This window comes from Lacticaseibacillus rhamnosus (assembly GCF_900636965.1).
GTDB classification, from domain to species: domain Bacteria; phylum Bacillota; class Bacilli; order Lactobacillales; family Lactobacillaceae; genus Lacticaseibacillus; species Lacticaseibacillus rhamnosus.
In genome coordinates, this window is sequence record NZ_LR134331.1 from 1,828,739 (window position 1) to 1,850,763 (window position 22,025).

Genomic DNA, 22,025 nt, shown 5'->3' on the forward strand with positions numbered 1-22,025 from the left:
CCGCTCCGCCAGCTCTTGCTTTCTATCCTAATATTGAACAAGGTGACTCAGAATCGTGTAAACTGATGCTCCCTTGTCTGAGGCCACATGCGCAAAAAACTTTAGACTAACAGCAAAACATGTCTGAATGGAGGGCGGTGAGTACCGTTTGGATCAGAAGCTGGCCTCCTCCCCAACAGCAGCCTTTCGCCTCAGCCGTTTTACGATTCATCCACCAGCTCACTTAATACATCATCAATCGCGGCCAAATCAAACCCCTTCCGGAACAACGCCGTCTTAACCTTCTGCTTACGGGTGCGCTCATCATAGCGTTGCTTTAAGCGCCACTGTTTCTCCGCCTCTGTCTTTAGCATGGCCAACTCGGCTTCCGGGTCTGGCTGCGGATCGAGTTTTGCGATGGCTGCCTGGATGGTCACCTCATCAAATCCCTTTTGCATCAGGTTCACGCGCAGCCGCTGCAATTGATCTTTGTACGCGCGGTTTTGATGATGCCTTAAGTTCTTTTGCCCGGCGCGAACGGCAACTGCCGTCCACTCATCTGATTCGATGCCTGCCAGCTGATCGGCTAACAGCTCCGTAGCAATGCCTTTTTGGCGAAGCTTGTATTGAACGACCCGCGGACCGGTGTCACCCATTTTGAGATCGGCCTCCAGATAGCGTTTCACATAGTCGACATCATCCAAAAAACCCAGCTCCGTCAAACGGGTTAAAATTTGTCCGATCACATCTTCTGGCAGTTGTTCTTTCTCCAACCGTTCCCGAACTTCTTGACGGGTTCGACTTTGATGCGTGATATAATTCAGCCCAATCTCCAAGCCCATTGCGACGACTTCACTGACTTTAATCTGCGCGATCATATCTTCCGTGAGCGTCATTTCCTTGGCTAGGTGGTAAGTCACCAGCGTTGTTTCACTGACTGGAAACGCATATTGGCCGTCCAAAAAAATATTGTACCGACCACGCCGTTTTTGTGCCGTTATCTTGGTGATTTGTGCCATGTTACTTTGACCGCCTCTCTAATCATACTGTCAGTTATGTTATACTTTTCATAAATATATGGAGGTTAGTTATGTTTGAAGCCAGTTTCTTTGACCGTCATAGTCTTATCAACTACCAGCTATTTCGGGCAATGAAGACCTTGCCACAAACAACCTTATCGATCAATGCACTAAGCCGCGCCACTGGGTTATCGTATTCTCAGACCTACACGGCATTCCAGACCGTTTTGGTTCAGTTAAATCAAATGATCCCCGCCGAAACAATCGACGAGGCTAATTTTGCGCAATTTTTAGGCAATGTCACGATTAATCAATATCGGTTTGCGTTACTTAAAGAAAGTCTGCCGTTTGTCTTCTTTGATGATGTGTTTAAAAACCCGCACCCTGATTTTCACACATTTAAAGAGGTACATCAAACCAGCGTCTCCACCTTAAGACGACGCATCACGCCATTTCGTGATTATCTAGCTGATAATGGCGTTAACCTTAACAGTACGACTTGGGCGATCGAAGGCGATGAACTTCATATTCGTCTGGCAATGTTTACTTTTTTTATGCTCGCTTATCGTGGAGCTGGTTGGCCTTTTTCGGCTGAAGAAGAAAAGCAAGCCAAAACTTTGCTGACCGTCATCAATCAAACTGATCCGGACTTTTTACTAATGCCCGTTGAACCAATGTCAAAAGAAGCGCTGGTTGTGCTTGCCATTCAACTTATGCGGATTAAACAAGGTCATCCCTTATTACCTAATCGCCGAATGCAATTGCTATTTTCCGGACATGAGGACCTGCCTGATCTGATTTTTACATCAGAACAATTTCCGAACTTATCTGACTCGCAGCTGAAGGCCGAAAAGCAGTTTTATTATTTTATGCGGCTTTATTTTATGACGGTCACCCGCCAGCCACAGAAAATCGACCGCCAATTGCTCACTCATTTTGGAGAAACCGACAATCTCGTCAATCGGTTTGTGACCGGATTGGTTGACCATTTAAATGATCAGCTTAAAAAAACCGACCGCCAGCCCATCGCTGAAAGCCAAGTGATGATTGCAAATCTGTATCGGCTCAGCTTTAATGAATATGTCCTTAATGGCCGCTTTAGTCAGCGTCTTGATTTTGCGCAATCGTTGTATGACGAAGCCGATAGCAGCACGTTGGCAACTGCTATTCAGCGTTATCTAAAGCAAATTCCCAAGTCAATGCCAGAGTCAGTATTTGCAGATTTCCCCGATCAATTTATTAGCGGGCTCTATTTACTGGTCAGCGATAACTATCCTGAACTCAACCATGATATGCAAATGATTGTCAACGTTTTGATTGAACATGACTCATTTGCCAAGCGCGACTTATTGGACTTTTTGAACGATTTGGGTTTTATTCGGGTTGTTCCGCCAGTTGAAGCGGTCAAACCCGACTTGATCATTACCAGTATTACCAAACCAAAAAGGGTGATCCCGCGTTTGGGCCACCCGTTTGATCCCACGACACCCTTGATCACCTGGATGCCGGAACCGACTGATTTGGATTATTTTCACCTTTATCAGCGACTCAAACAATTACAACGCCAGCATCGATCAACCGCTCGCTCCTAAATTACCTCAATGCAACGGTTTAGCCGTATACCCCACAAAATAAACCAGCGCTTCATAACCGGCTAGTCCAAGGATGACAGCGGTAATCAGTAGCGTATTGTTCAAATTACTGGTGCGCGTAAACCATAAAAAGACAACCATCAGAAACATCACCACAAAATAGGCATTTTGCAAACTGCGGTTAACCTGAATTTCAAACTTGGCGTCCGGGCTTTGATAATCAATCGTGTGCACCGTATTCAAGCGGCCTACTTTATATGTGATTTTATCACCACGTTGAACTTTCAAATCCAGTGTTTCACCAACATGCATGATGTGCGCGGTTTCATTTTGCCACACAGTCGCCGTCATTTTTTTGCTCATACTATTCGAATAATTAATTTTCACAGTCAATCCTCCCGAATCTTCATTATACTAGAATCACTCGGGTATCGTCACCATTTGTCAGCGTAAAGGAGTATTTCATGGCAACCAAGGTTAAAATCGGTCAACGTTTTCCTTTAACGATCAAGCGTCTGGATATTAATGGCGCCGGAATCGGATACTATCAACGCAAGATCACCTTCGTTACCGGTGCACTTCCCGGCGAAGTGGTCGTCGCCGAAGTCACAGCCATTCACGATCGTTATCTTGAAGCAAAGACACACAAAATTCGATCAGCCTCACCGGATCGGGTCACCCCAACGGAACCGCTTTTTGGGCAAATCGGCGGCGTTGAGTTGAACCACCTTGCCTACCCTGCGCAGTTGCGATTCAAACGCGATGTTGTCGCCCAAGCTCTGGCCAAATTCAAACCGCTTGGCTGGCAACATTATGATTTAAAACCAACTATCGGAATGACGCACCCAACGCACTATCGCAACAAAGCCCAGTTCCCGGTTCGCGAAATTGATGGGCATGTTCGCGCCGGTTTATACGCACCTGGATCCCACCGTCTCATCCCTTTAACGCACTTTTTAACCCAGGCACCGCTGACCATGAAGGTGGTGAAGACTTTATGTCAACTACTCGAAGACCTTCAAATACCCATTTATAACGAGAAAAAGCACGCCGGCATTGTTAAAACGTTAGTCGTTCGCGAGTCCTTTTCAACTGGGCAAGTTCAAGTCACCTTTATTACCAACAGTGCCAAGTTACCAAAGCAAGCTCAATTGATCACCGCTATTGCCGCCCAACTGCCCATGGTTGTCAGCATCGCCCAAAACATCAATCCTAGTAGCACCTCGCTGATTTGGGGAAAAGAAAGTCGTTTGCTGGCTGGTCAGCCATATATTCAGGAAACCTTGTCCGGGCGTACTTTCCAGCTCTCACCGCAAGCCTTTTTACAACTAAACCCTAAACAGACCGAACAGCTTTATGCCATTGCCAAAGACGCCTTGCAACTTGCGCCGGATGACACGCTGATTGATGCTTATTGTGGTATTGGTACGGTGGGGATGAGCCTAGCTAACCGTCACCAGTCGATTTACGGTATGGATACGATTCCTGAAGCAATTGCCGATGCTAAAGATAATGCCAAAAATAACGGCTTTAACAACACTCATTATTTTGTCGGTAAAGCAGAAACCTTATTCCCTAAGTGGCTCAAGGAAGGCATTCATCCCAATGCTGTCATTGTCGATCCACCACGCTCCGGACTCGAACGGCCATTTATTGATGCGCTATTGCAACTTAACCCGCAAAAGTTTGCCTACATCTCGTGTAATCCGTCCACGTTGGCGCGGGATTTGGTGCCGCTGGCCAAGCATTACCAAGTCGACTGGATTCAAAGCATCGACATGTTTCCGCAAACAGCGCGGTGTGAAGCTGTTGTCAAATTCACCAGACGTTAATCTGAGTCACTTGTCACCTGACTCGGGATTATATACCCAGTTCTGGTTTAACTTGACGTTTGTACGAATCATCGCCATTTTCCAATCATCCTAAGTGAGGTCCTTTTCCAATGAAAATTTATTTTGCCAATGCGCTGTTTAGCCACGCCGATTTTGACTATAATGCCAAACTAGCGGCCCAGATCCGCACCGCCATTCCCAAAGTCGATTTGTACGTCCCTCAAGAAAATGCGGCCATCAACAATAAAGAAGCGTACGCAGACTCCAAGATGATTGCTGAAGCTGACACACAGCGGTTAGAGGCAGCTGATTTAATGATTGCCATTTTGGATGGACCCGTCATCGACAATGGCGTCGCGACTGAAGTTGGTGTGGCATATGCACGACATATTCCGATCCTGGGGCTCTATACAGACAGTCGGCGTCTGGGCGCTACTAATCACAAGAAGCTCGCCGCCTTGCAAGAAGTGGCAGAAAACCAATTTCATTATCTCAACTTATACACGACCGGCTTGATTAAGCTCAACGGTGCCATTTTCACCGATGAAGCGGCCTTGATTGCAGCCATCCAAGCCCGCGCATCGGCATAATCAAAAAAGCTTCCGTCCCCTTCACTGACTAGGGGTGCGGAAGCTTTTTGAATTAATTCAATTAAACATTTGCAGTTGTCTTTTCAGCATCCTCGAGTAACTGTCGGAAAGGAATCAAGGTTTCGGCATGATACTTCTTAACGAATGCGTCAACGGCTTCTGGATCCTGCGTTTGCTTATCCAAAACCAGTTGTTCAACCGGAATTGGCCGTAAATCGGAAATCTTCACGTCAATGACAACTGGGCCTTTACGATCCTTGGCCTTGGCGAATGCCGCCTTGAGTTCGTCCAAATTATGAACTTCAAACCCTTGTGCGCCCATCGCTTCAGCTGCCTTGCCATAATCAGCATCAATAAGATCAACCCCTGAATGCGGCTGACGGGTATCGTCTTGTTCCGCTTCAATAAAGCCTAAACTTTCATTGGTCAAAACAATGTTGATAATCGGCATGTGATACTTCACTTGAGTCATAATATCCTGCATGACCATCGCAAACCCGCCGTCACCTGAAATTGACCACACTTGCCGATCCGGGAATTCAGCTTGGGCGCCAATTGCAGCAGGTACAGCATAGCCCATCGTTGCGTACCAGCCGGAAGTCGTAAAGATTTGATTATCGTTGGCCTTCAAATAACGCATGCCATTAATCGTTACGTTACCGACGTCCACCTGGAAAACCGCATCTTTGTCGGCCATCTCGTTGATAAGTTTGAAGATCGGCTCAACGCGCAATGGGGTCTGCGGATCGTCTTCAAATGACGTCATCCACTCAGCCCAGTTTGCCTTGTTAGCAACCGCAGCGCGATACCAAGCAGTTTCCGGTACGGCATCAGCCTTTTCGGTCAATGCCTTGATGAATTTCTTGGCATCGGCTAAAACCGCCAGATCAACTGTGTGCCGCCGCCCAAACTTGCTAGCATCAATATCGACTTGAATATACTTAGCATTTGGCGCGATAAAGTAAGGCTGGAATGGGAAGTCAGAGCCAAGGAACAAAACCGTATCGGCGCCGCGGGCTACTTCAACCCCCGGCTTTGATGCAACCCGACCGGCAGATCCCATGTTGGCCTTATAATCATCTGGCACAATGCCTTTTGCCAGTGCGGTTGTGATGATCGGGATATGCGTTTTTTCGGAAAATGCAATGATTTCATCGCGAGCTCCACGCGCACCATTACCAACGTATAGGATCGGCTTTTTGGCATCCTTTAAAATGCTCCAAGCGGTTGCCACTTGCTCCGGATCCGGTTCAGGCAATAACGGCTTTTGATAAAGATTAGCCGATGAAACATAATTATCATCGATTTCCTGCCAACCGAGATCCTTAGGAATGGTCACAACAGCAACGCCTTGATACTTATAAGCTTGGCGGATGGCTTCATCGACAACGTGCGGCAATTGTGCAGCCGTCATGGCAGTCCGATTATAAACCGATACATCGGCGAACATCGGGTTTTCATTCATTTCCTGAAAATAGTTGGTATTCATGGCTGCAGTCGGCACCTGGCCTACCAATGCTAATACCGGTACATGATCGTATTGCGCATCATATAAACCGTTTAACAGATGAACGGCACCAGGACCTGCTGACCCAAACGTGGCCCCAATGCGTCCCGTTACCTTTGCTTCGCCAGCCGCAGCCAATGCGCCCACTTCTTCATGGCGAACCTGCACGTAATTAATGGTGTGGCGGCGATTGTAAAGCGCGTTCATGGTGCTATCAAACGATCCGCCCGGCAATCCATAAATATTATGAATTCCCCAGTCTTCTAACACCTTGATCATTGCGTCTGCAGCATTGATTTTTTCTGTCATGACACTTGCCTCCATTATTACTTACATTTTGTAAGTTCTTTACGATTATGAGTATAACAATTAATCAATAACAATGCAAACCCTTTCACTCGATTCGAGATCAAGTCACGGCTAAAAGTAAGGAAAGCGTTTTAGTCATTGTCATTATACCCACGCCAAGGTAATAACAGTCAATCAAACTGACTGATACAGAGCCTGTTCGTTCCAGATAGTTTGTTAGCAGACTGTATTTTGACTTAAATATTTCCGTGGCCATTTTTATCCATTTCAAATAACGGCGGATTCTAATTGTTATCACTCGCTTTAACGCGTTCCGCGCCGGCTCGCGCTTCTTCATAACGCGCTCCCCAGCGCAGGGATCTGCGTGTAAGGACCCCGAACGCAATGGCCAAAGCCCGGCCATCACGTTCGAGGCCGCTTACACTCCGATCCCTAACCGCGCCGGCTCGCGCTCACACAAAAAACGAATGAACGATTCCATTTAATCGGAAAAGTCCATTCGCTTTCTATGACTCTTTTACATGGCGCCGACCGAAAATAATTATCAACTAAAAAATTGGCGCTTATTAATTCTGACCAGACAAAACTACCTTAACTTTTACACCCGGTTCATCACGATTGGTGTTTTTCGTAGTGCCGCTCCTGGCCAATGACACCGGTCAAAATAAACTGACCACGATAGTATGCCGGATCAGGGCGATAGTCATCGGCATCATACGGGACTTTATCGCTAAAGACCGCTTCGTATTCCGGTACAGGCAGTTCTTGGCGTTTAGTTAGTTGCTGGGCATGTTCGGCGGCGTGTAGTTGTTCCTTAAATTGTGGTTGCAAAATGCCGCTGAAGAACTCTGCGACGGCACCGGAACCATACGAAAACAGTCCGATCCGATCCCCGGCTTGTAGCGTCGTATCATGATCCAGCAACGACAACAACCCCAGATAAAGCGAACCAGTGTAAATATTGCCAATTCGCCGACAATAACGCGTGCTGGCTTCAAAACGGTTTTTCAATCGCTGGGCACTCGCGTCATCGGTGGTTGGCAACACTAGATCCAATGCTTTTTTACCCATTTTGGTATATGGCAGATGGAATGTCATTGCCGCGAAATCATGTGCACTTAAATGATGGTCGGCCTGATAACGTTCCCAGACTGTCTTGAAGAAGGCGAGATATTGTTCGGTTGAGTATTTTCCTTGAGCAAGCGCCGTATCTTGGTAAACCGGTCGCCAAAAGTCGTTGATTGATGCCGATCGATAAACCGAATCCGGTTCAATTGTCAGCAGACACGGATCAGCTTTGACAATCATCGCCACTGCGCCGGCCCCTTGCGTCACTTCACCGGCCGTTGCTAATCCATAACGCGCAATATCTGCCGCAATAACGAGCACACTTTTATCAGGATGACTCGCAACATAATCACGAGCCATCATAAGCGCAGCGGTCCCGCCATAACAAGCTTCTTTCAGTTCAACCGCCCGCACCCATTCAGGCAGTGCCAAAAGATCATGAATGAATAAGGCGGCGGATTTACTAGCATCAACCCCGCTTTCGGTTCCAACCAGAATCATGCCTAAACTGGCACGTGATGCTGGCGTCAATACTTTTGCGGCGGCATTGGCTCCCAATGTCACAATGTCTTGACTAGATGGCGGAACCGCCTGCTCGTCTTGGCCGATGCCGATCGTATATTTATTCGGATCATCACCGCGAACCTTGGCAAGTTTTACGAGATCGACGTAAAAGTCCGGGGTATCCATTTCGATGGCATCAATTCCGATTTTCATAATTTCAATGGCCTGCTTTCTATTTTGATCGAATCGTTGCTAAATACATTTTGGCATGTGCCAGATCCATTTCACCTGCGCGTAAGGCGGCGACTAGAGCAGGTACTTCCTGATCCTGAGCTCCGGCAGCAATCGCCAGTGCATTGGCCTGCAGTTTCATATGGCCTGACTGAATGCCGGGGCCGGCTAATGCGCGCAAAGCCGCTAAATTCTGCACTAATCCTAATGCGGCAATTACCTGCTGCATGGTGGCTAAGTCGCGATAACCTCCAAGACGGCGGGCCGCCTGGGCTAATGGTAATGCACCGATCGCGCCTCCGACAGCACCCAGCGGCAATGGCATTTGCAGATAGCCTTCAAGTTTGCCATCGCGCATCAACCAACGTGATAACGGTTGATACTGACCAGTCGCAGCGGCAAACGCCCCAACACTGGCCGCAACCGCGCGCGTGTCATTTCCCGTCGCCAAGACCGCCCCAATAACACCGTTAAGAATGCCTTTGTTATGCGTCACCGCGCGCTCTGGATCGACAAATGCCAAATCGCTCAGCTGCACAATTTTATGGGCAATTTCATCCCCTGACAGTGTTTTTGTGGCAAGTGTCGCCGGTGTCAATTTCACAGTTGCTGTGACTAACTCGCTCGGTGCGTTAGTTAAAATGCTGGCCAAAACCGTTCCATCCACCCAGGTTGTCACTGCATCTGCCACAGCTTCGGCAACCGTATTCGCATAATTGGCGCCCATCGCCGCTTTAGGATTAAGCGTCAGGCGAAGTTTTAAAAACCGGTTGGCCAAGATTGTCACGGTCAGGTTGCGGAAGCCTCCGCCACGCTGCACCATTGAGGGATGGGCGGCATTGGCCACAGCTGCGATCGTTGCTTGATGGGCCAAAAGGATCTGTCTAGCCGTATTCAAATCTGCTAAATCAGTTAAGACCACTTCTGCCACCACTTCATGGGTACCCACATGCGCTAAAACGCCGCCGTTTTCCGCTACCATTCGCGCACCATTGCTGGCCGCAGCAACAACAGAGGGTTCCTCATTAACAATCGGTACTTGATGTTGCTGGCCATTGACCATTAAATTTCGCGCAATGCCCATCGGTAAGGAAAATTCACCAATTGCATTTTCAATCAACCGAGTCGCAGTAGCATCAGGAAGCGTGCGTGCCGCAGCCAATAAAGCGGCATCTGTACTGGTTAATGACCCTTCTTGCACAAGTTGGTGCCGCCTAGCTTCGGGCGTTTGCTCATAAAACTTCATTTTAATCTGCTCCTAATCATGCAAAGTAACTTGCATCGCCATACCGATACCACCACCGACACATAACGCCGCGATACCGGTTTGTTGCCTGCGTTCGGCCAGATTATACAGTAATGAAACCATAATCCGCGCGCCGGATGCTCCCAAGGGATGGCCTAAAGCAAGCGCTCCGCCATTGATATTCACCTGTTCGTCAGTCAGTCCTAAGTCACGCATCACGGCAACACTTTGCGAGGCGAATGCTTCATTTAATTCCACTTGATCAATGGCTGTTAAAGTTTGTCCGGTTTTTTGCATTAGCTGGTCAATCGCTAATTTAGGCGCATAACCCATGATGTCCGGGTCAATCCCGACTTCTGTATAGTCAGTGATGGTAGCCAAATAGTGGAGGCCTAACTGCTCGGCTTTTGACTTCGCCATAAGAATCAATGCAGCCGCCCCGTCATTAATCCCGCTAGCATTACCCGCCGTGACGGTACCGCCAACTTCAAAAACTGGCGGTAATTTTGCTAACTGGGCTAATGATGTATCCGGTCGAATCGCCGAATCCGTGTCAATCGTGACATCGCCATGTCGGCCGGAAATGGTCACCGGTGCAATTTGTGATTTAAACCGGCCTTCTGCAGCAGCAGCGGCCGCACGCAGATGAGAGCGCAGTGCAAACTCGTCTTGCGCTTGACGACTGATCTGAAAGCGGCTGGCAACATTTTCCGCCGTAATCCCCATCGGTTGCTGACTAAAAGCATCGTTTAGCCCATCGCGACTAAGACCATCCACCAACGCAGTATCGCCAAACTTATGCCCGGCCCGCATTGCCTCAGCATAATACGGTACCTGACTCATACTCTCGGTACCGCCGACAAGTACCGCGTTAGCTTCACCTAGTTGAATCGCCGCCTGACCTAACCGAATTGCCTTTAGCCCAGAGCCGCAAACTTCATTGATCGTCATGGCCGTGGAGTTCGTCGCCATGCCACTATGCAACGCAATCTGCCGCGCAACATTCTGGCCCGATCCAGCCTGCAAAACATTCCCGAAAATTGCTTGATCCAGTTGTTGCGGATCAAGCCGTGCTGCTTTAATCGCCGCCTTAGCTGCAGTAACACCTAAATCCACTGCACTAGCACCTGCTAACTCACCGCCCAACTTTCCAATCGGCGTCCGCTTGGCACTAAGAATCACAACTTTTTCCATAATAACCCCTTTTCAAAATGTGAGCGCGAGCCGGCGCGGTTAGAAGTCGGAGTGTAAGTGGCCTTGGGCGTGATGACCGCTTTTTGGTCATTGCGTCCAAGGTCCTTACACGCAGACTTCTGCGCCGGGGAGCGCGTTATGGTGAGCGTGAGCCAGCCCGGTTAGAAACCGGAGCATAAGTGGCCTTGGGCGTGATGACCGGGCTTTGGTCATTGCGTCCAAGGTCCTTATGTGCAGGTTTCTGGGCTGGCGAACGCGTTATGGTGAGCGCGAGCCGCCCAGTCAAGAACCCAATTCAAACATGCGTTATAATACATCGAAGAAGATCCCATCGCTGACCTGAGCAACCGCTACATAACACCAATGCCCGCTCAGAAAAACCGTTATAGTTTATCACAGTCCGAAAAACAAAACATCTAAATCGTGGCTTGCACCGTTAATCGCCCAGATTCCGGTCCCTTTAGCCGAGATTGCATTTATGTCTAGCTACATAAGTTCATGTTAAACTGTTTAAATTGTATGCGATTCTTTTCGGAAGTAACACCCGTCTTCACCAATCCTTAACTTTTAGCCATAGAAAGTAGGTGCCGTTGATGCGCGTCATTGATTTGCTCGCCTTACTCGCTGACCAAAGTAAAAACGCCCCAGTACTGTTAAATACAACACCAGCACCAAGTCGTTTTGATGATTTTATTTTGAAAACCCAAAATGATCAGCCACAATTAATCTTTAAGCCCAAACCTGATCGAAAATCGCCATTACGCGTGTGGGAATTACAACTTTTGTTAAATCAGCCTGACTTACAATCACGTTTTCTTTATCTTGCAGATGCAGGCGGCACCCGTGCACTTTTTGGCTTTATCCACCGGCCAGTTGGTCTTTTGCTTAACTAGGCCGGATGTTTTGCCGCCGCCAACTTTGCTGCAACCTTTTCCAGATAATGGTGACTGGCTATCATTTCTTGGCAATCAAACTGATTTTTCAAACCGATTTCGTAAATCCGGCTGGCGTTAGGATTGAGCTGGGGTAAAACGCGGTACCAATCAATTCGACCTTCTCCCAAAGGTAAACTGTCATGCGTCTGCCCCATTGAGTCAACCAAATGATAATGCCGTACTAATGGTTTTAGGTTGCGCAGACTGGCGATAAGTCGCTCATTATCCCCGCGTAACGTGATAAAAGTATGGCTAGTATCATAAGCCAATGGTAGCCGCCAGCGCAGTAAACGCGCCTCAAACGCAGGATCGCCATACCTAAAGATTGGCGACATCGAGTTTTCAAATACCACATGTCCCGGCGCCTCTTGAGCAAACGCAATCATGCGAGCCAATGCCACATCTTGTGCTTTTGCAACGTCACGCCATCCGGCATAATCTCCGGGGGTGTCCACGCGGTAACCACCGTGAATCAGTGCCGTGGCATTCACTTTTTTAGCCAGTGTCATAAGCTTAACGGAACTGGTCATCAGAAAGTCATACCTGGCTGGATATTTAGTCGGATTCATCGCTAACTCATTGCGCTGACCACGAAATCGCATCGGGTGGTGAAAAACAACAGTCGGCACCTGACTTTGAACCCAGGCAACCATTTTCAAAAAATGTTGCCAGCCACTCGCCGTAAAATCTGCTTCCGTCAAGTGAAACTCAAAAACGTCAGGATGATACTGCAATCGATCACGAATCTGGCGCTCATCGGTACTGGCTTTTAAACCCAACAACATGAATTGCCAACCTCCTTAAAAGCAATGACCATTCTAGCTCGGTAATCTGCGCATCAAGCGTTTAAGCTTCTTGCGATCAATTAACATCACCCCCAGGTCGTCAGCTAAGGCAATCGCGGAGTCGGAAAACTCACTGTTGGTGATGACCGCAGCTTGATCAAGTTGATAATAATGATGCCCTGCCCAAACTTCCTGAACCGCCTTATTCCCAACAAAGCCAGTGTATCGCTTACATTGAAAGCCGAATGACTGGCCTTTTTTTTGTGCAATAATGTCAATGCCTTGATCACCCGAAGCCTGAGTAAGTTGAATACGCTTGAAGCCATTGCGTTTTAATAAATAGGCACAAAATTCCTCAAACTTCTCACCTTCCATGATGTCCACGCTCTCCATCTTCAAATCTCGAAACCGAAAATGATGATGGTACAGCAACAACGCATTGATCACCACAAATAAACTAATAATAGTAAAACTGGCAGGATCGCCATAAGGTCGCAACTGCCGAGGCAAAATAGTGCGGGCCCAAAAACTATAAATAAGGGCCAATACAAACAACCCCCACAACAAATGGTAGGCCTTTTTAAGTAAAATTCTCATGCTTCTAAACCCTTCTAGTTAAGTGAGCGTGAGCCAGCCCGGTTAGAAACCGGCGCATAAGTGGCCTTGGGCGTGATGACCGGGCTTTGGTCATTGCGCCCAAGGTCCTTATGTGCAGGTTTCTGGGCTGGCGAACGCGTTATGAGCGTGAACCGGCGCGCTTAGGGATCGGAGTGTAAGTGGCCTTGGGCGTGATGGCGCCTGGGCTTGGCCATTGCGGCTGAGGTCCTTACACTCCGATCCCTGCGCCGGTGAACGCGTTATGGTGAGCGTGATCCGACTTCTGCGCCGGGGAGCGCGTTATGGTGACCGCAAGCCGCCGCGACACACGCGATCTTCACACCATCAAATACATGATCCTTATCAAGCCTAGCAGATTCACGCCATGTTTGCATTGAAACTCAGGTAATTTTTCTGTAGGCTTAATTTATTGAGAAGGGAAGCGTTTTCGTCATGAAACTAAGCGCCAAAATTTTTGCCAAAGTTGGCAGTGAGCGCATTACGCAATACACATTAGTTAACGATCAGCAAATGACGCTGCGATTTTTAACTTTCGGCGCTCGTGTTCAGCAAGTCCGGTTGCCCACTACGACTGGGTTGGATCCTAACTTATTGCTTGGATTCGTCACTTTAGAAGACTATCTGCATCAACCCGGTCTTTTCGGCGCCATGACCGGTCCGCTTGCACCAGATGACCCTAAAACGATCCCCGGAGCTTGGCAGAATTGGAATTGGGCGGTGAAAACCAGTCAAACGGCTGACTTAGCCATTACCTTTTCTCTAAATTTACCTGAAAACGCTGATGGACAACCGGGCGAGCGCTCCCTTATGGTTACGCACCGACTGAATAATGACAATGTCTGGACCATCGATATGGCCGTTAAAACCACTGCCGAAATCCGACTTCATCCACGATTGATATTGCCATGGTTATTGACAGCCGATCCCGCCCAAACAATGTTACACGCTCAGTTAACCATTGACCACCAGCAAAGTACCATCAAGCAACAGCCAGAAATCTCGCCTGCACATAGATTCTCCTTAGCCACCGGTGACTGGCAACTGCACTATGCCACCGATGCGCCGGCCACCCGCATTGACTCGTTTGCTAACATCGGACCCGATAACAACTTTAACGGCATTCTGGGACAACCTCATGTTGCAATCGGATTTTCTCCCGAAAACAATTTAACCGGCAACGCGTGGACACTTGCTGCCGGCGCAACTTGGCAACACCACGCTGAATATCAGTTGAGCAGGATTAAGGCCAGTACGCCAGACCGTTAATCCAATCAGCTAACCAAACTAATCGCTACAAAAAGCCTTGGACGTTGAATGAGCTGCTCACCGTCACAAGGCTTTTTCTACTGGTATTAGTTGACACTAATAATTTTTAAAGACATCTTTGTAAACCTTAATACTGTCGAACACGTCTTGGAGGTCAACATATTCATCGGTTTCGTGCGAAGTGTCATTACCTGGCCCGTAAATAGCCAAGTCCAAACCATCGTGGAAAAATAAGGCCGCATCGGTTATGCCGGTTCGATAGGCCACAGCCCCGCGCTGCAAACCGATCCGCTGCCGTGCCTGCTGGACTTTTTGAATTAACGCATTATCGGGTGCAGCCGCTGCGGCACTTAAAACCGAATCAATCGAAAGTGATAGGTGAACCCCTTTTGGTACTGATGTTTTAGCAGCCTGCTTCAAAGCGGCAATAAACGCATCATTATCAGCAATCATGGTTGTTCGGATGTTGCCGCGTAAATAAGCAGACTCCGGTAATGAATTAATCTGATTCCCGCCATGGATAATATCGATGTTGTGGGTAGCGTGACCCAGAATCGGATCATCTTTAGCTTGAAGCGGCGCGGTGGCAGTTAATGCGGCATTGGCAAAAGCAAATAAGCCGTGAATGGCATTAGCCCCAAGATCTGGACGTGAAGAATGCGCCGCCTTGCCCTGAGCCGTTAACGTATAGTCAATAATGCCACGTTCAGCCGCATCCACATTGCTGTTTCCCGGTTCTGCGACCAAAAGACCGGTCAACCGATCACCATAACCGGCAGCCGCAAGTTGGCGGGCACCGTAGTTATCGATTTCTTCGCCCACGGTTGCCATCAACTGAACGCCATGATCAAGCTCTTCATGCGCGATTTGCTTAAACGCAACCACAGCAGCGGCAAGTCCGGATTTCATATCCGTCGCCCCGCGGCCATACAATTTACCATCTTCAATCTGGGCTGAGAACGGAGGAAACTGCCACTTGTTGGGATCGCCTGCATCCACGACATCCATGTGCCCGTCAACCCCTAACCAGCGCTGCGCATTAGAATCACCAATCGTCAAAACTAAATTGTCGCGTCCCGGCGCATAACTGATACGTTCACGCTTAATCAACCCTGCGCTTAGTTCCGGGGCCAAAAAGGCTTCGATCAAGTCCGCCACTTGGCCTTCTTTTGCTGCCACACTGGGGATTCTAACCATCGCCTGCAATAGATCAGTAACTTGTTGTTCCTCGTCTGTCAAACTACCGCCTCCACTTTTAAAATACATCATCTTAACGATCCAAATCGCCACCATGACTGAGTTCATCTAGTCACATCAGGTGCTATCAACACCATTATTCCGAACACGCAACCCAGTCTTTTAACGCAGCCTTATTTTCTTCTAAAGCGCAACAATGCCTGACCTAAGATTGGGGTGACAATCCCGCCGAGCACCGCCTCTGCCACCGCATTAATGGCCAAGGCAGTAATCAACAGCCAACCTAAATTCGTTGCATTGGCCCCTGGAACGATTTGCGCGGCTTTGCTGGCAAACAACAACCAGGTAAAGCCGATCACCAGCAATGTGTTGGTTAAAGCGCCTGCAACCCCGGCGATGACCATTTTAATAGTTTGAGCCAGCGTACTCTGGTGGCGTTTGAATAATTGATGAAAAACAAAAGCTGCAACCAAACCAACCATGACTCGCGGCACCAACGCGATAATTGGATTGCGAAAAAGCAGTAAAGTTACCGGGTCAGCCGCTGATGTATAAGCGCGAATCAGACTCGTTAATCCCCATAATAAGCCAAGGCTGGCACCTCCGCCATAGCCCAATACGATCCCGCCAATGATGACGGTCAAGTGAATAGTCGAAATAGCCGGCCAAGCGGGAAAAATCTGAACATAACCAACCATTGGAATATAGGCTTGCAAAATAATCAAAGCTCCCAAAATACCAATGATCGCAATGTTATAAGCTTTTCCGCGACGTGTCATGCTGACACCTCCTAATCGTTTATAGCTAATTTTATCAAATTATAGACGTTTACGTTTGTTTATATTGTGTTTTCTGCTGTTGCTGATTCAATCAAAGCAGACCATTGCCTTCAGGTATGGCTCATGTTGGGGCAATAGTCCCTGATTTGACAATATTGCTTGCGGTCGCCAGTGTTAGCTACCGCTGAGGCCGCTTGTGTTCTGGCTTACGCCCTTTTAACGCGCTTACCGGCGCAGAAGTCTGCGTGTAAGGACCTCAGTCGCAATGGCCAAAGCCCGGCCATCACGCCTGAGGCCACTTGTGTTCTAGTTTACGCCCATAACGCGCTCACCGGCGCAGAAACCTGCGTGTAAGTACCTTAAGCGTAATGGCCCAAGCCCGGCCATTACGCTTAAGGCCACTTACACTCCGGTTTCTAAGCGCGCCGGTTCGCGCTTAGTAAATTTCTATTGACTTTAATCTCACGTTTTCCTATAATATTTCTTGTGCTTAATTAGTCATGCGGGCATGGCGGAATTGGTAGACGCGCAAGATTAAGGATCTTGTGAGCATTTTTGCTCATGGAAGTTCGAGTCTTCTTGCCCGCATCATAGCAAGATCCGATCAACAAGGTATTACTGTTGATCGGATCTTTTTTATTTTATACCTGATCATGGCCCGGCTTGAAAAATATTAAGCCTCTGAAAGGAGTCCCATTCGATGCTTCGTGAAGCCCAATTTGTCGATCTGCCGGCGATTGTTCATCTTTATCAGCAGCTTACTCAAGAGATGGCTGCATTGGCGCCGGATACTTACCGGCCCTTAACCACCGACAATCGGCAGTATTTTGCTGATTACTTGCAGAATGATCTGGCTCGCCTATTCGTCACGGAAAGCCAAGGCACACTTACCGGCTTTGCATTGGTCGTTTTAGCTCGAACCGGGGACAGCCCCGAATTCGTTCCACAACACTTTGCGCAGTTGATTGACTTGTTTGTCACGCCGGATCATCGTCATCACGGCCTAGCCAAAACCCTCATGACAGCGGTCGAGGCATTCGCTGCCAGTCATCAAGCCTCTTTTATTCAACTGAACGTCCTCAGCGGTAATCAAACCGCACGAGAAGTCTATGCCCGCGCCGGGTTTCAGCCAGTCAATTTAATCCTGCAAAAGCCGCTCAATTAGTTATTTCGTGTTGCCTGCAGTCGTAATTTGCCACGGCAGACACCGCACGCGTACCGGTTGACATTAATCCGTCGGCGCCGAACAAATTGCCGGCCACACCTTGTACATTGATAAACATAGTGTCGGCCGTTCATCGGCAATGACGGAGCAAAACGCGAGCCGCCAACTGCTGCCAGTAACTGTTTGAAGTCATGATCGCGATGTTGATAGCCGCGATGCTGGGCGAACAAATGGTAGTGCACCAATTCATGCTTGATGATGCCATCCGTGACATCAGATGGATAAAGCGCAAAAATTTTGGGGTTAAAATCCAGATTCATCGTCGCAGGATAAAACCGGCCGCCAGTAGTTCGCAATCGCGCATTAAACACGGCTTGGTGGTTGAACGGTTGGTGAAATGCGCTCATAGAAATGGCTTCCACACGTGCTTGTAATTCTTGGTTTGTCATTGTCTCATCGTTACCTCCGAGCCAATAGTGTACATCAGCACGTCACCAATTGCACCATTTGTATCAGGCTACTTTGCGAGACTATCCGATACCTGTTGAGTATGTTCATCTCACTATTCATCAGACTACAAAAAGGAACGGTTCAGACGTCCACCTGAACCGTTCCTTTTTTCTAACCATGAAACTTGCGCATTGACCAAGCAAATGAGCCATCACAAGCAAATTTGCCTACCTTTTTCACACTCGCTTAATTGAAAAAGGCTAAGACATCGGCACGCTTCAATGCTGCTTTTCGTTTTTGATCGAAGTCTGCCACAATCTGGCCGGCATCTAGCACAATGAGCCGGTTGCCATAGCGTAACGCGTCTTCAACTTGATGGGTGATCATCAGACAGGTTAACTGTTGCTCCGAAACGATCGCGTTCGTTAACGCCATAATTGCCTGACTGGTGTGGGGATCTAAGGCTGCTGTGTGTTCATCAAGCAACAGTAAATCCGGTTTGCGCATGGTGGCCATTAACAAGCTCAAGGCCTGCCGTTGTCCACCTGAAAGCTGCTCCGTTGGCTTATCAAGCGCCTCAGCCAGACCATTACCGGTTTTTGCGGCCAAAGCCTTTAGCTGGGCTTTTTGTGCATTCAACCCCCGGGAACGTAACCCTAGGCGCTGACCACGATGGCTGGCTAGTAATAAATTCTCAGCAACCGTCATTCGCGGGGCGGTTCCCATTTTCGGATCCTGGAAAACTCTGGCAATGTGTCGAGCACGTTGCTCAGGACGGCGCCCGTTGAGTGTTTGGCCAGCCAAAGTGACCGTGCCGCCGCTAACTGGTAGATCACCGGTAATCGCATTGAATAAGGTCGATTTACCGGCACCATTATGACCCAAAACGGTGACGAATTCACCTGTCTTAACCGTCAGCGTCACATCTTGCAACAAGGTCTTGACTTGAGTTGCAACTGGCACATTAACCGTCACGTGATCCAACTTTAATTCAGCCATGGATCTGCACCCCTTTCTGCAACACACGTCGTAATCGTAATTGATGATCAATTTGCGGCACCATGATGGCAATGGCTAACACGACCGCCGAGATCAGTTTCAAATCATCGGCATTGAAGCCTAGCGCCAAGACAACCAGCAAGACAAAGCGGTAAATAATGCTCCCTAAGATGACTGCCACCAACCGCTGCGACAAAGTCAACTCACCGAAAACAACTTCGCCGATGATAATAGCAGCTAACCCGATAACAATGATCCCGATGCCCATGTTCACGTCCGCATAGCCATTATTTTGAGCGAGCAACCCACCTGCAAGCCCAACCAGCCCATTGCCAACCATTAAGCCCAGAACCATTTGATGATCAGGATTAATCCCCAGACTCCGCGCCATATTCGGATTATCACCCGCCGCAATGAACCCTTGACCTAACTGGGTGTTCAGAAATAACATCAACAATCCGACGACGATGACGACAACAATTAAACCAACAACCACGCTATTAAAGTAAGGCGGCAAGTCTTTTAAGAACGATCCTTGGAAAAGATTAGCCTGATGTAGCAAAGATAAATTGGCCCGTCCCATAATCCGTAAATTAATCGAGAATAAGCCGGTCATGACCAGGATCCCGGCAAGTAGCACCGGAATTCGGCCTTTGGTAGTTAACAACCCCGTCACCAGCCCGGCAAGCATCCCTGCTACCGTTGCGAGCAAGGTTGCGATAATCGGGGAAATACCGTGAGTAATCGCACTGACGGCCACTGCTGCGCCAAAGGGAAATGTTCCTTCAACCGTCATATCTGGAAAGTCCAACACCCGAAATGTTAAAAAGAGACCTAGTCCGATTAAACCGTATAACAATCCTTGCCCAATTGCAGAAACCCCTAAACTCATTTGATCACCGTTCCTTTCGCGTCTGCCTGTTTCACTAACGAACTCGGCAATGTTATCCCCAACTGCTGCGCTTGTTTTTCATTTAAAATAAGTCGGCCGGTTTTTTCAAAGTGGATCGGCGTCGTGGCCGGTTTGGCTTTGCCTTTTAAAACATCCGCCAGCATATGCCCGGTTTCAACACCTAAATCAAATTGATTAAGTCCGATCGTTGCCACCCCGCCTTGTTTAACCATGGTATCCACAGTTGGAAAAATCGGAACCTTTCGTGCGTTAGCCGCTGCCACTAAAGTTTGCATGGCGCTCGCCACCGTATTATCAGTCGGCACAAACACCGCGTCCACCTGGCTTACCATTTGCGTCGCCACTTGGTTAAGATCGTTGGTCGAGCTAATCGCATACCGTTTAACCGTGAACCCTTCTTTGGGGCCTAGTTTAGCCACCATCTTGGCTTGGGTTTGTGCGGAATCATCACTGGAAGTCGCAATGACGCCAAGTGTTTTCGCATCAGGCATGATCTGCCGGATAAGTTTCAATTGAGCTGCAATCGGGGCTTGATCGGAAACCCCGGTAATATTGCCGCCTGGTTTTTTAACATTTTTAACCAACTTTGCTGCGACTGGATCCGTAATTGCCCCCAAGATGATCGGCGTCTTTTGATTCACATTGGCTAGTGCTTGAGCTGCAGGCGTAGCAATACCGACTGTTGCAGCGGCATGTTCCTCAGTAAAGCGTTCTGACATTGACTTCAGATTGCTCTGATCATTTTCCGCGTTTTGAAAATCAATCTTGATATTCTTGCCCGCCACGTAGCCTTTATCTTTCAATCCGGCGATAATGCCCTTATGAATCGCATCAAGCGCCGGATGGGTTGTCAGCTGCAAAATGCCGACAGTCGGCTTTGTCTGCGTCTGTTGCGCGGTTGTGCCACTTTGAAAATAAGCAATACCCAAAAAGCCAAAGATGATGATCATAAATCCAAGCATTCGTTTCATGCGCTTGCCTCCATTTTGAATATTCCAATAGCTTTGGTGATGTCGATCCTTTAATGTGATATCGACATATTCCGCGTGGTTAAAGCTACTTTGCGGTTAACCTTTCCTTTTTTGTATCAATAAAAATACCGCGACAGGTTCAGGCCGTCGCGGCAATAAAAAAACCGCATAGCCCCGTGATTGGGTATCTATGCGGACAGTAAATCGGAAGCCAACATAGACACAACCTGCGCGTCTGGCAGGCTGCATCCGCAACCTACCTAAAGTTGGCTTTGCCAGTTCTTTAAGGTAAGCAATGCTGTCATGTGGGTTTCCTCCATTCGTTTATACTTGATGAGATGTTAGATTAAAGGTACATGAGTAAACATTTCATGTCAAGAAAAATCATTGCAAGATGAGCGAGATTTTTTGAATCTGCTTGGTAAATTTCTGAATCGTCTCATCCTGCGCCTTTTCGGAAGCATTAAAGGCGGGCACATCTACTTCTAAGTCAGGTTTTAAGCTGGCAGTCATTGCTTCACACGCTGCGGTAAAAGCCGCAAAGTCATGAACCAACGTACGATGCGGCCCAGCCAGTCGCGCCGGAACTGCCACTTGTTGCAACCGAGTTAATAACTTTTGGTACTGAGCGGTTCCTTCACGAAAAACGACCTGAGTATCCTCATAGGTCTCCCGATCATATTCAGCTAACTGATCTGCATCAATTGCTTTTCGCAACGGTTCGAACAATGGTGCCATTTTATCTTGATTAGCCTGAATCTGTTCCACCACATCATTAATGGTCGAACCATAATGCGCCAACTTCATTTGTTGCTTATTCATGAAAAGCACGAATCCTCTCTTAAGCACGTGGTTGTCAGTGCTGACCTGCCACTT

At 48.2% G+C, this 22,025-nt stretch carries 21 protein-coding genes and 1 tRNA gene; 7 read left to right on the top strand and 15 right to left on the bottom strand.

Annotated features, from left to right (window positions below):
* Nucleotides 1-200: 200 nt before the first annotated feature.
* On the bottom strand, nt 201-998 hold the full coding sequence (recX, locus tag EL173_RS09325) for a recombination regulator RecX (RefSeq protein WP_005689870.1): 798 nt from the start codon (nt 996-998) through the stop codon (nt 201-203).
* Between the two features lie 71 nt (nt 999-1,069).
* Between recX and EL173_RS09330 the strand changes: the two genes are divergently transcribed.
* Entirely contained in the window at nt 1,070-2,590 is a 1,521-nt protein-coding gene (locus EL173_RS09330) for a helix-turn-helix domain-containing protein (RefSeq protein WP_014571405.1), read from the top strand.
* 6 nt (nt 2,591-2,596) lie between these two features.
* On the opposite strand, the gene EL173_RS09335 is transcribed toward EL173_RS09330, so the two are convergent.
* On the bottom strand, nt 2,597-2,977 hold the full coding sequence (locus EL173_RS09335) for a hypothetical protein (RefSeq protein WP_005685411.1): 381 nt from the start codon (nt 2,975-2,977) through the stop codon (nt 2,597-2,599).
* A gap of 77 nt (nt 2,978-3,054) precedes the next feature.
* Between EL173_RS09335 and rlmD the strand changes: the two genes are divergently transcribed.
* Both rlmD and EL173_RS09345 read left to right on the top strand, forming a co-directional pair.
* Entirely contained in the window at nt 3,055-4,422 is a 1,368-nt protein-coding gene (rlmD, locus tag EL173_RS09340; protein ID WP_005689872.1) for a 23S rRNA (uracil(1939)-C(5))-methyltransferase RlmD, read from the top strand.
* Between the two features lie 110 nt (nt 4,423-4,532).
* On the top strand, nt 4,533-5,012 hold the full coding sequence (locus EL173_RS09345) for a nucleoside 2-deoxyribosyltransferase (protein WP_019728578.1): 480 nt from the start codon (nt 4,533-4,535) through the stop codon (nt 5,010-5,012).
* 61 nt (nt 5,013-5,073) lie between these two features.
* Here EL173_RS09345 and spxB read toward each other — a convergent pair whose 3' ends face one another.
* The 4 genes from spxB to EL173_RS09370 form a co-directional block, all read right to left on the bottom strand.
* Nucleotides 5,074-6,828 (bottom strand): pyruvate oxidase, encoded by a 1,755-nt coding sequence (spxB, locus tag EL173_RS09350; protein WP_014571406.1) that lies wholly within the window; start codon nt 6,826-6,828, stop codon nt 5,074-5,076.
* Between the two features lie 612 nt (nt 6,829-7,440).
* A complete protein-coding gene (locus EL173_RS09360) occupies nt 7,441-8,613 on the bottom strand; it encodes a hydroxymethylglutaryl-CoA synthase (protein ID WP_005689879.1) in 1,173 nt (390 codons plus the stop codon).
* Between the two features lie 19 nt (nt 8,614-8,632).
* Nucleotides 8,633-9,877, bottom strand: a complete 1,245-nt coding sequence (locus tag EL173_RS09365; protein WP_005689881.1) for a hydroxymethylglutaryl-CoA reductase, degradative — start codon at nt 9,875-9,877, stop codon at nt 8,633-8,635.
* A 12-nt stretch (nt 9,878-9,889) separates the two neighbouring features.
* The gene (locus EL173_RS09370) at nt 9,890-11,071 is read right to left on the bottom strand and encodes a thiolase family protein (protein ID WP_005689883.1); all 1,182 of its coding nucleotides are present in this window, start codon (nt 11,069-11,071) and stop codon (nt 9,890-9,892) included.
* A gap of 593 nt (nt 11,072-11,664) precedes the next feature.
* Between EL173_RS09370 and EL173_RS09385 the strand changes: the two genes are divergently transcribed.
* Nucleotides 11,665-11,964 carry a hypothetical protein gene (locus EL173_RS09385; RefSeq protein ID WP_005689885.1) on the top strand — a complete coding sequence of 100 codons (300 nt, stop codon included), beginning with the start codon at nt 11,665-11,667 and terminating at the stop codon, nt 11,962-11,964.
* Here the strand turns inward: EL173_RS09385 and EL173_RS09390 are convergent.
* Both EL173_RS09390 and EL173_RS09395 read right to left on the bottom strand, forming a co-directional pair.
* Nucleotides 11,961-12,791, bottom strand: a complete 831-nt coding sequence (locus EL173_RS09390; RefSeq protein WP_005689886.1) for a sugar phosphate isomerase/epimerase family protein — start codon at nt 12,789-12,791, stop codon at nt 11,961-11,963. The genes EL173_RS09385 and EL173_RS09390 overlap by 4 nt on opposite strands.
* 33 nt (nt 12,792-12,824) lie before the next feature.
* Nucleotides 12,825-13,388, bottom strand: a complete 564-nt coding sequence (locus EL173_RS09395; protein WP_005685400.1) for a restriction endonuclease — start codon at nt 13,386-13,388, stop codon at nt 12,825-12,827.
* Nucleotides 13,389-13,841: 453 nt separating this feature from the next.
* Between EL173_RS09395 and EL173_RS09400 the strand changes: the two genes are divergently transcribed.
* On the top strand, nt 13,842-14,675 hold the full coding sequence (locus EL173_RS09400; protein ID WP_005689888.1) for an aldose epimerase family protein: 834 nt from the start codon (nt 13,842-13,844) through the stop codon (nt 14,673-14,675).
* Between the two features lie 96 nt (nt 14,676-14,771).
* On the opposite strand, the gene EL173_RS09405 is transcribed toward EL173_RS09400, so the two are convergent.
* Together EL173_RS09405 and EL173_RS09410 are read right to left on the bottom strand one after the other, a co-directional pair.
* On the bottom strand, nt 14,772-15,941 hold the full coding sequence (locus tag EL173_RS09405) for a M20 family metallopeptidase (protein WP_046783046.1): 1,170 nt from the start codon (nt 15,939-15,941) through the stop codon (nt 14,772-14,774).
* A gap of 104 nt (nt 15,942-16,045) precedes the next feature.
* Entirely contained in the window at nt 16,046-16,651 is a 606-nt protein-coding gene (locus EL173_RS09410; RefSeq protein ID WP_005689892.1) for an ECF transporter S component, read from the bottom strand.
* Between the two features lie 502 nt (nt 16,652-17,153).
* Between EL173_RS09410 and EL173_RS09425 the strand changes: the two genes are divergently transcribed.
* Together EL173_RS09425 and EL173_RS09430 are read left to right on the top strand one after the other, a co-directional pair.
* Nucleotides 17,154-17,239 (top strand) — tRNA-Leu (locus EL173_RS09425).
* A gap of 112 nt (nt 17,240-17,351) precedes the next feature.
* Nucleotides 17,352-17,816, top strand: coding sequence for a GNAT family N-acetyltransferase (locus tag EL173_RS09430; protein ID WP_005685396.1), 465 nt, complete (start codon nt 17,352-17,354; stop codon nt 17,814-17,816).
* Here EL173_RS09430 and EL173_RS09435 read toward each other — a convergent pair.
* The 5 genes from EL173_RS09435 to EL173_RS09455 form a co-directional block, all read right to left on the bottom strand.
* Complete coding sequence (locus EL173_RS09435; RefSeq protein WP_015764538.1) at nt 17,813-18,265, bottom strand: SprT family protein; 453 nt, start codon at nt 18,263-18,265, stop codon at nt 17,813-17,815. The genes EL173_RS09430 and EL173_RS09435 overlap by 4 nt on opposite strands.
* A gap of 247 nt (nt 18,266-18,512) precedes the next feature.
* Nucleotides 18,513-19,265: an ABC transporter ATP-binding protein gene (locus tag EL173_RS09440; protein ID WP_005689900.1), complete on the bottom strand. Its 753-nt coding sequence runs from the start codon at nt 19,263-19,265 to the stop codon at nt 18,513-18,515.
* Nucleotides 19,258-20,157, bottom strand: coding sequence for an ABC transporter permease (locus tag EL173_RS09445; protein WP_005689902.1), 900 nt, complete (start codon nt 20,155-20,157; stop codon nt 19,258-19,260). Before EL173_RS09445 ends, EL173_RS09440 begins: the two co-directional genes overlap by 8 nt.
* Complete coding sequence (trpX, locus tag EL173_RS09450; RefSeq protein ID WP_005689903.1) at nt 20,154-21,149, bottom strand: tryptophan ABC transporter substrate-binding protein; 996 nt, start codon at nt 21,147-21,149, stop codon at nt 20,154-20,156. Before trpX ends, EL173_RS09445 begins: the two co-directional genes overlap by 4 nt.
* A 384-nt stretch (nt 21,150-21,533) precedes the next feature.
* Nucleotides 21,534-21,971 carry a hypothetical protein gene (locus tag EL173_RS09455; protein ID WP_005689905.1) on the bottom strand — a complete coding sequence of 146 codons (438 nt, stop codon included), beginning with the start codon at nt 21,969-21,971 and terminating at the stop codon, nt 21,534-21,536.
* Nucleotides 21,972-22,025: the final 54 nt, after the last annotated feature.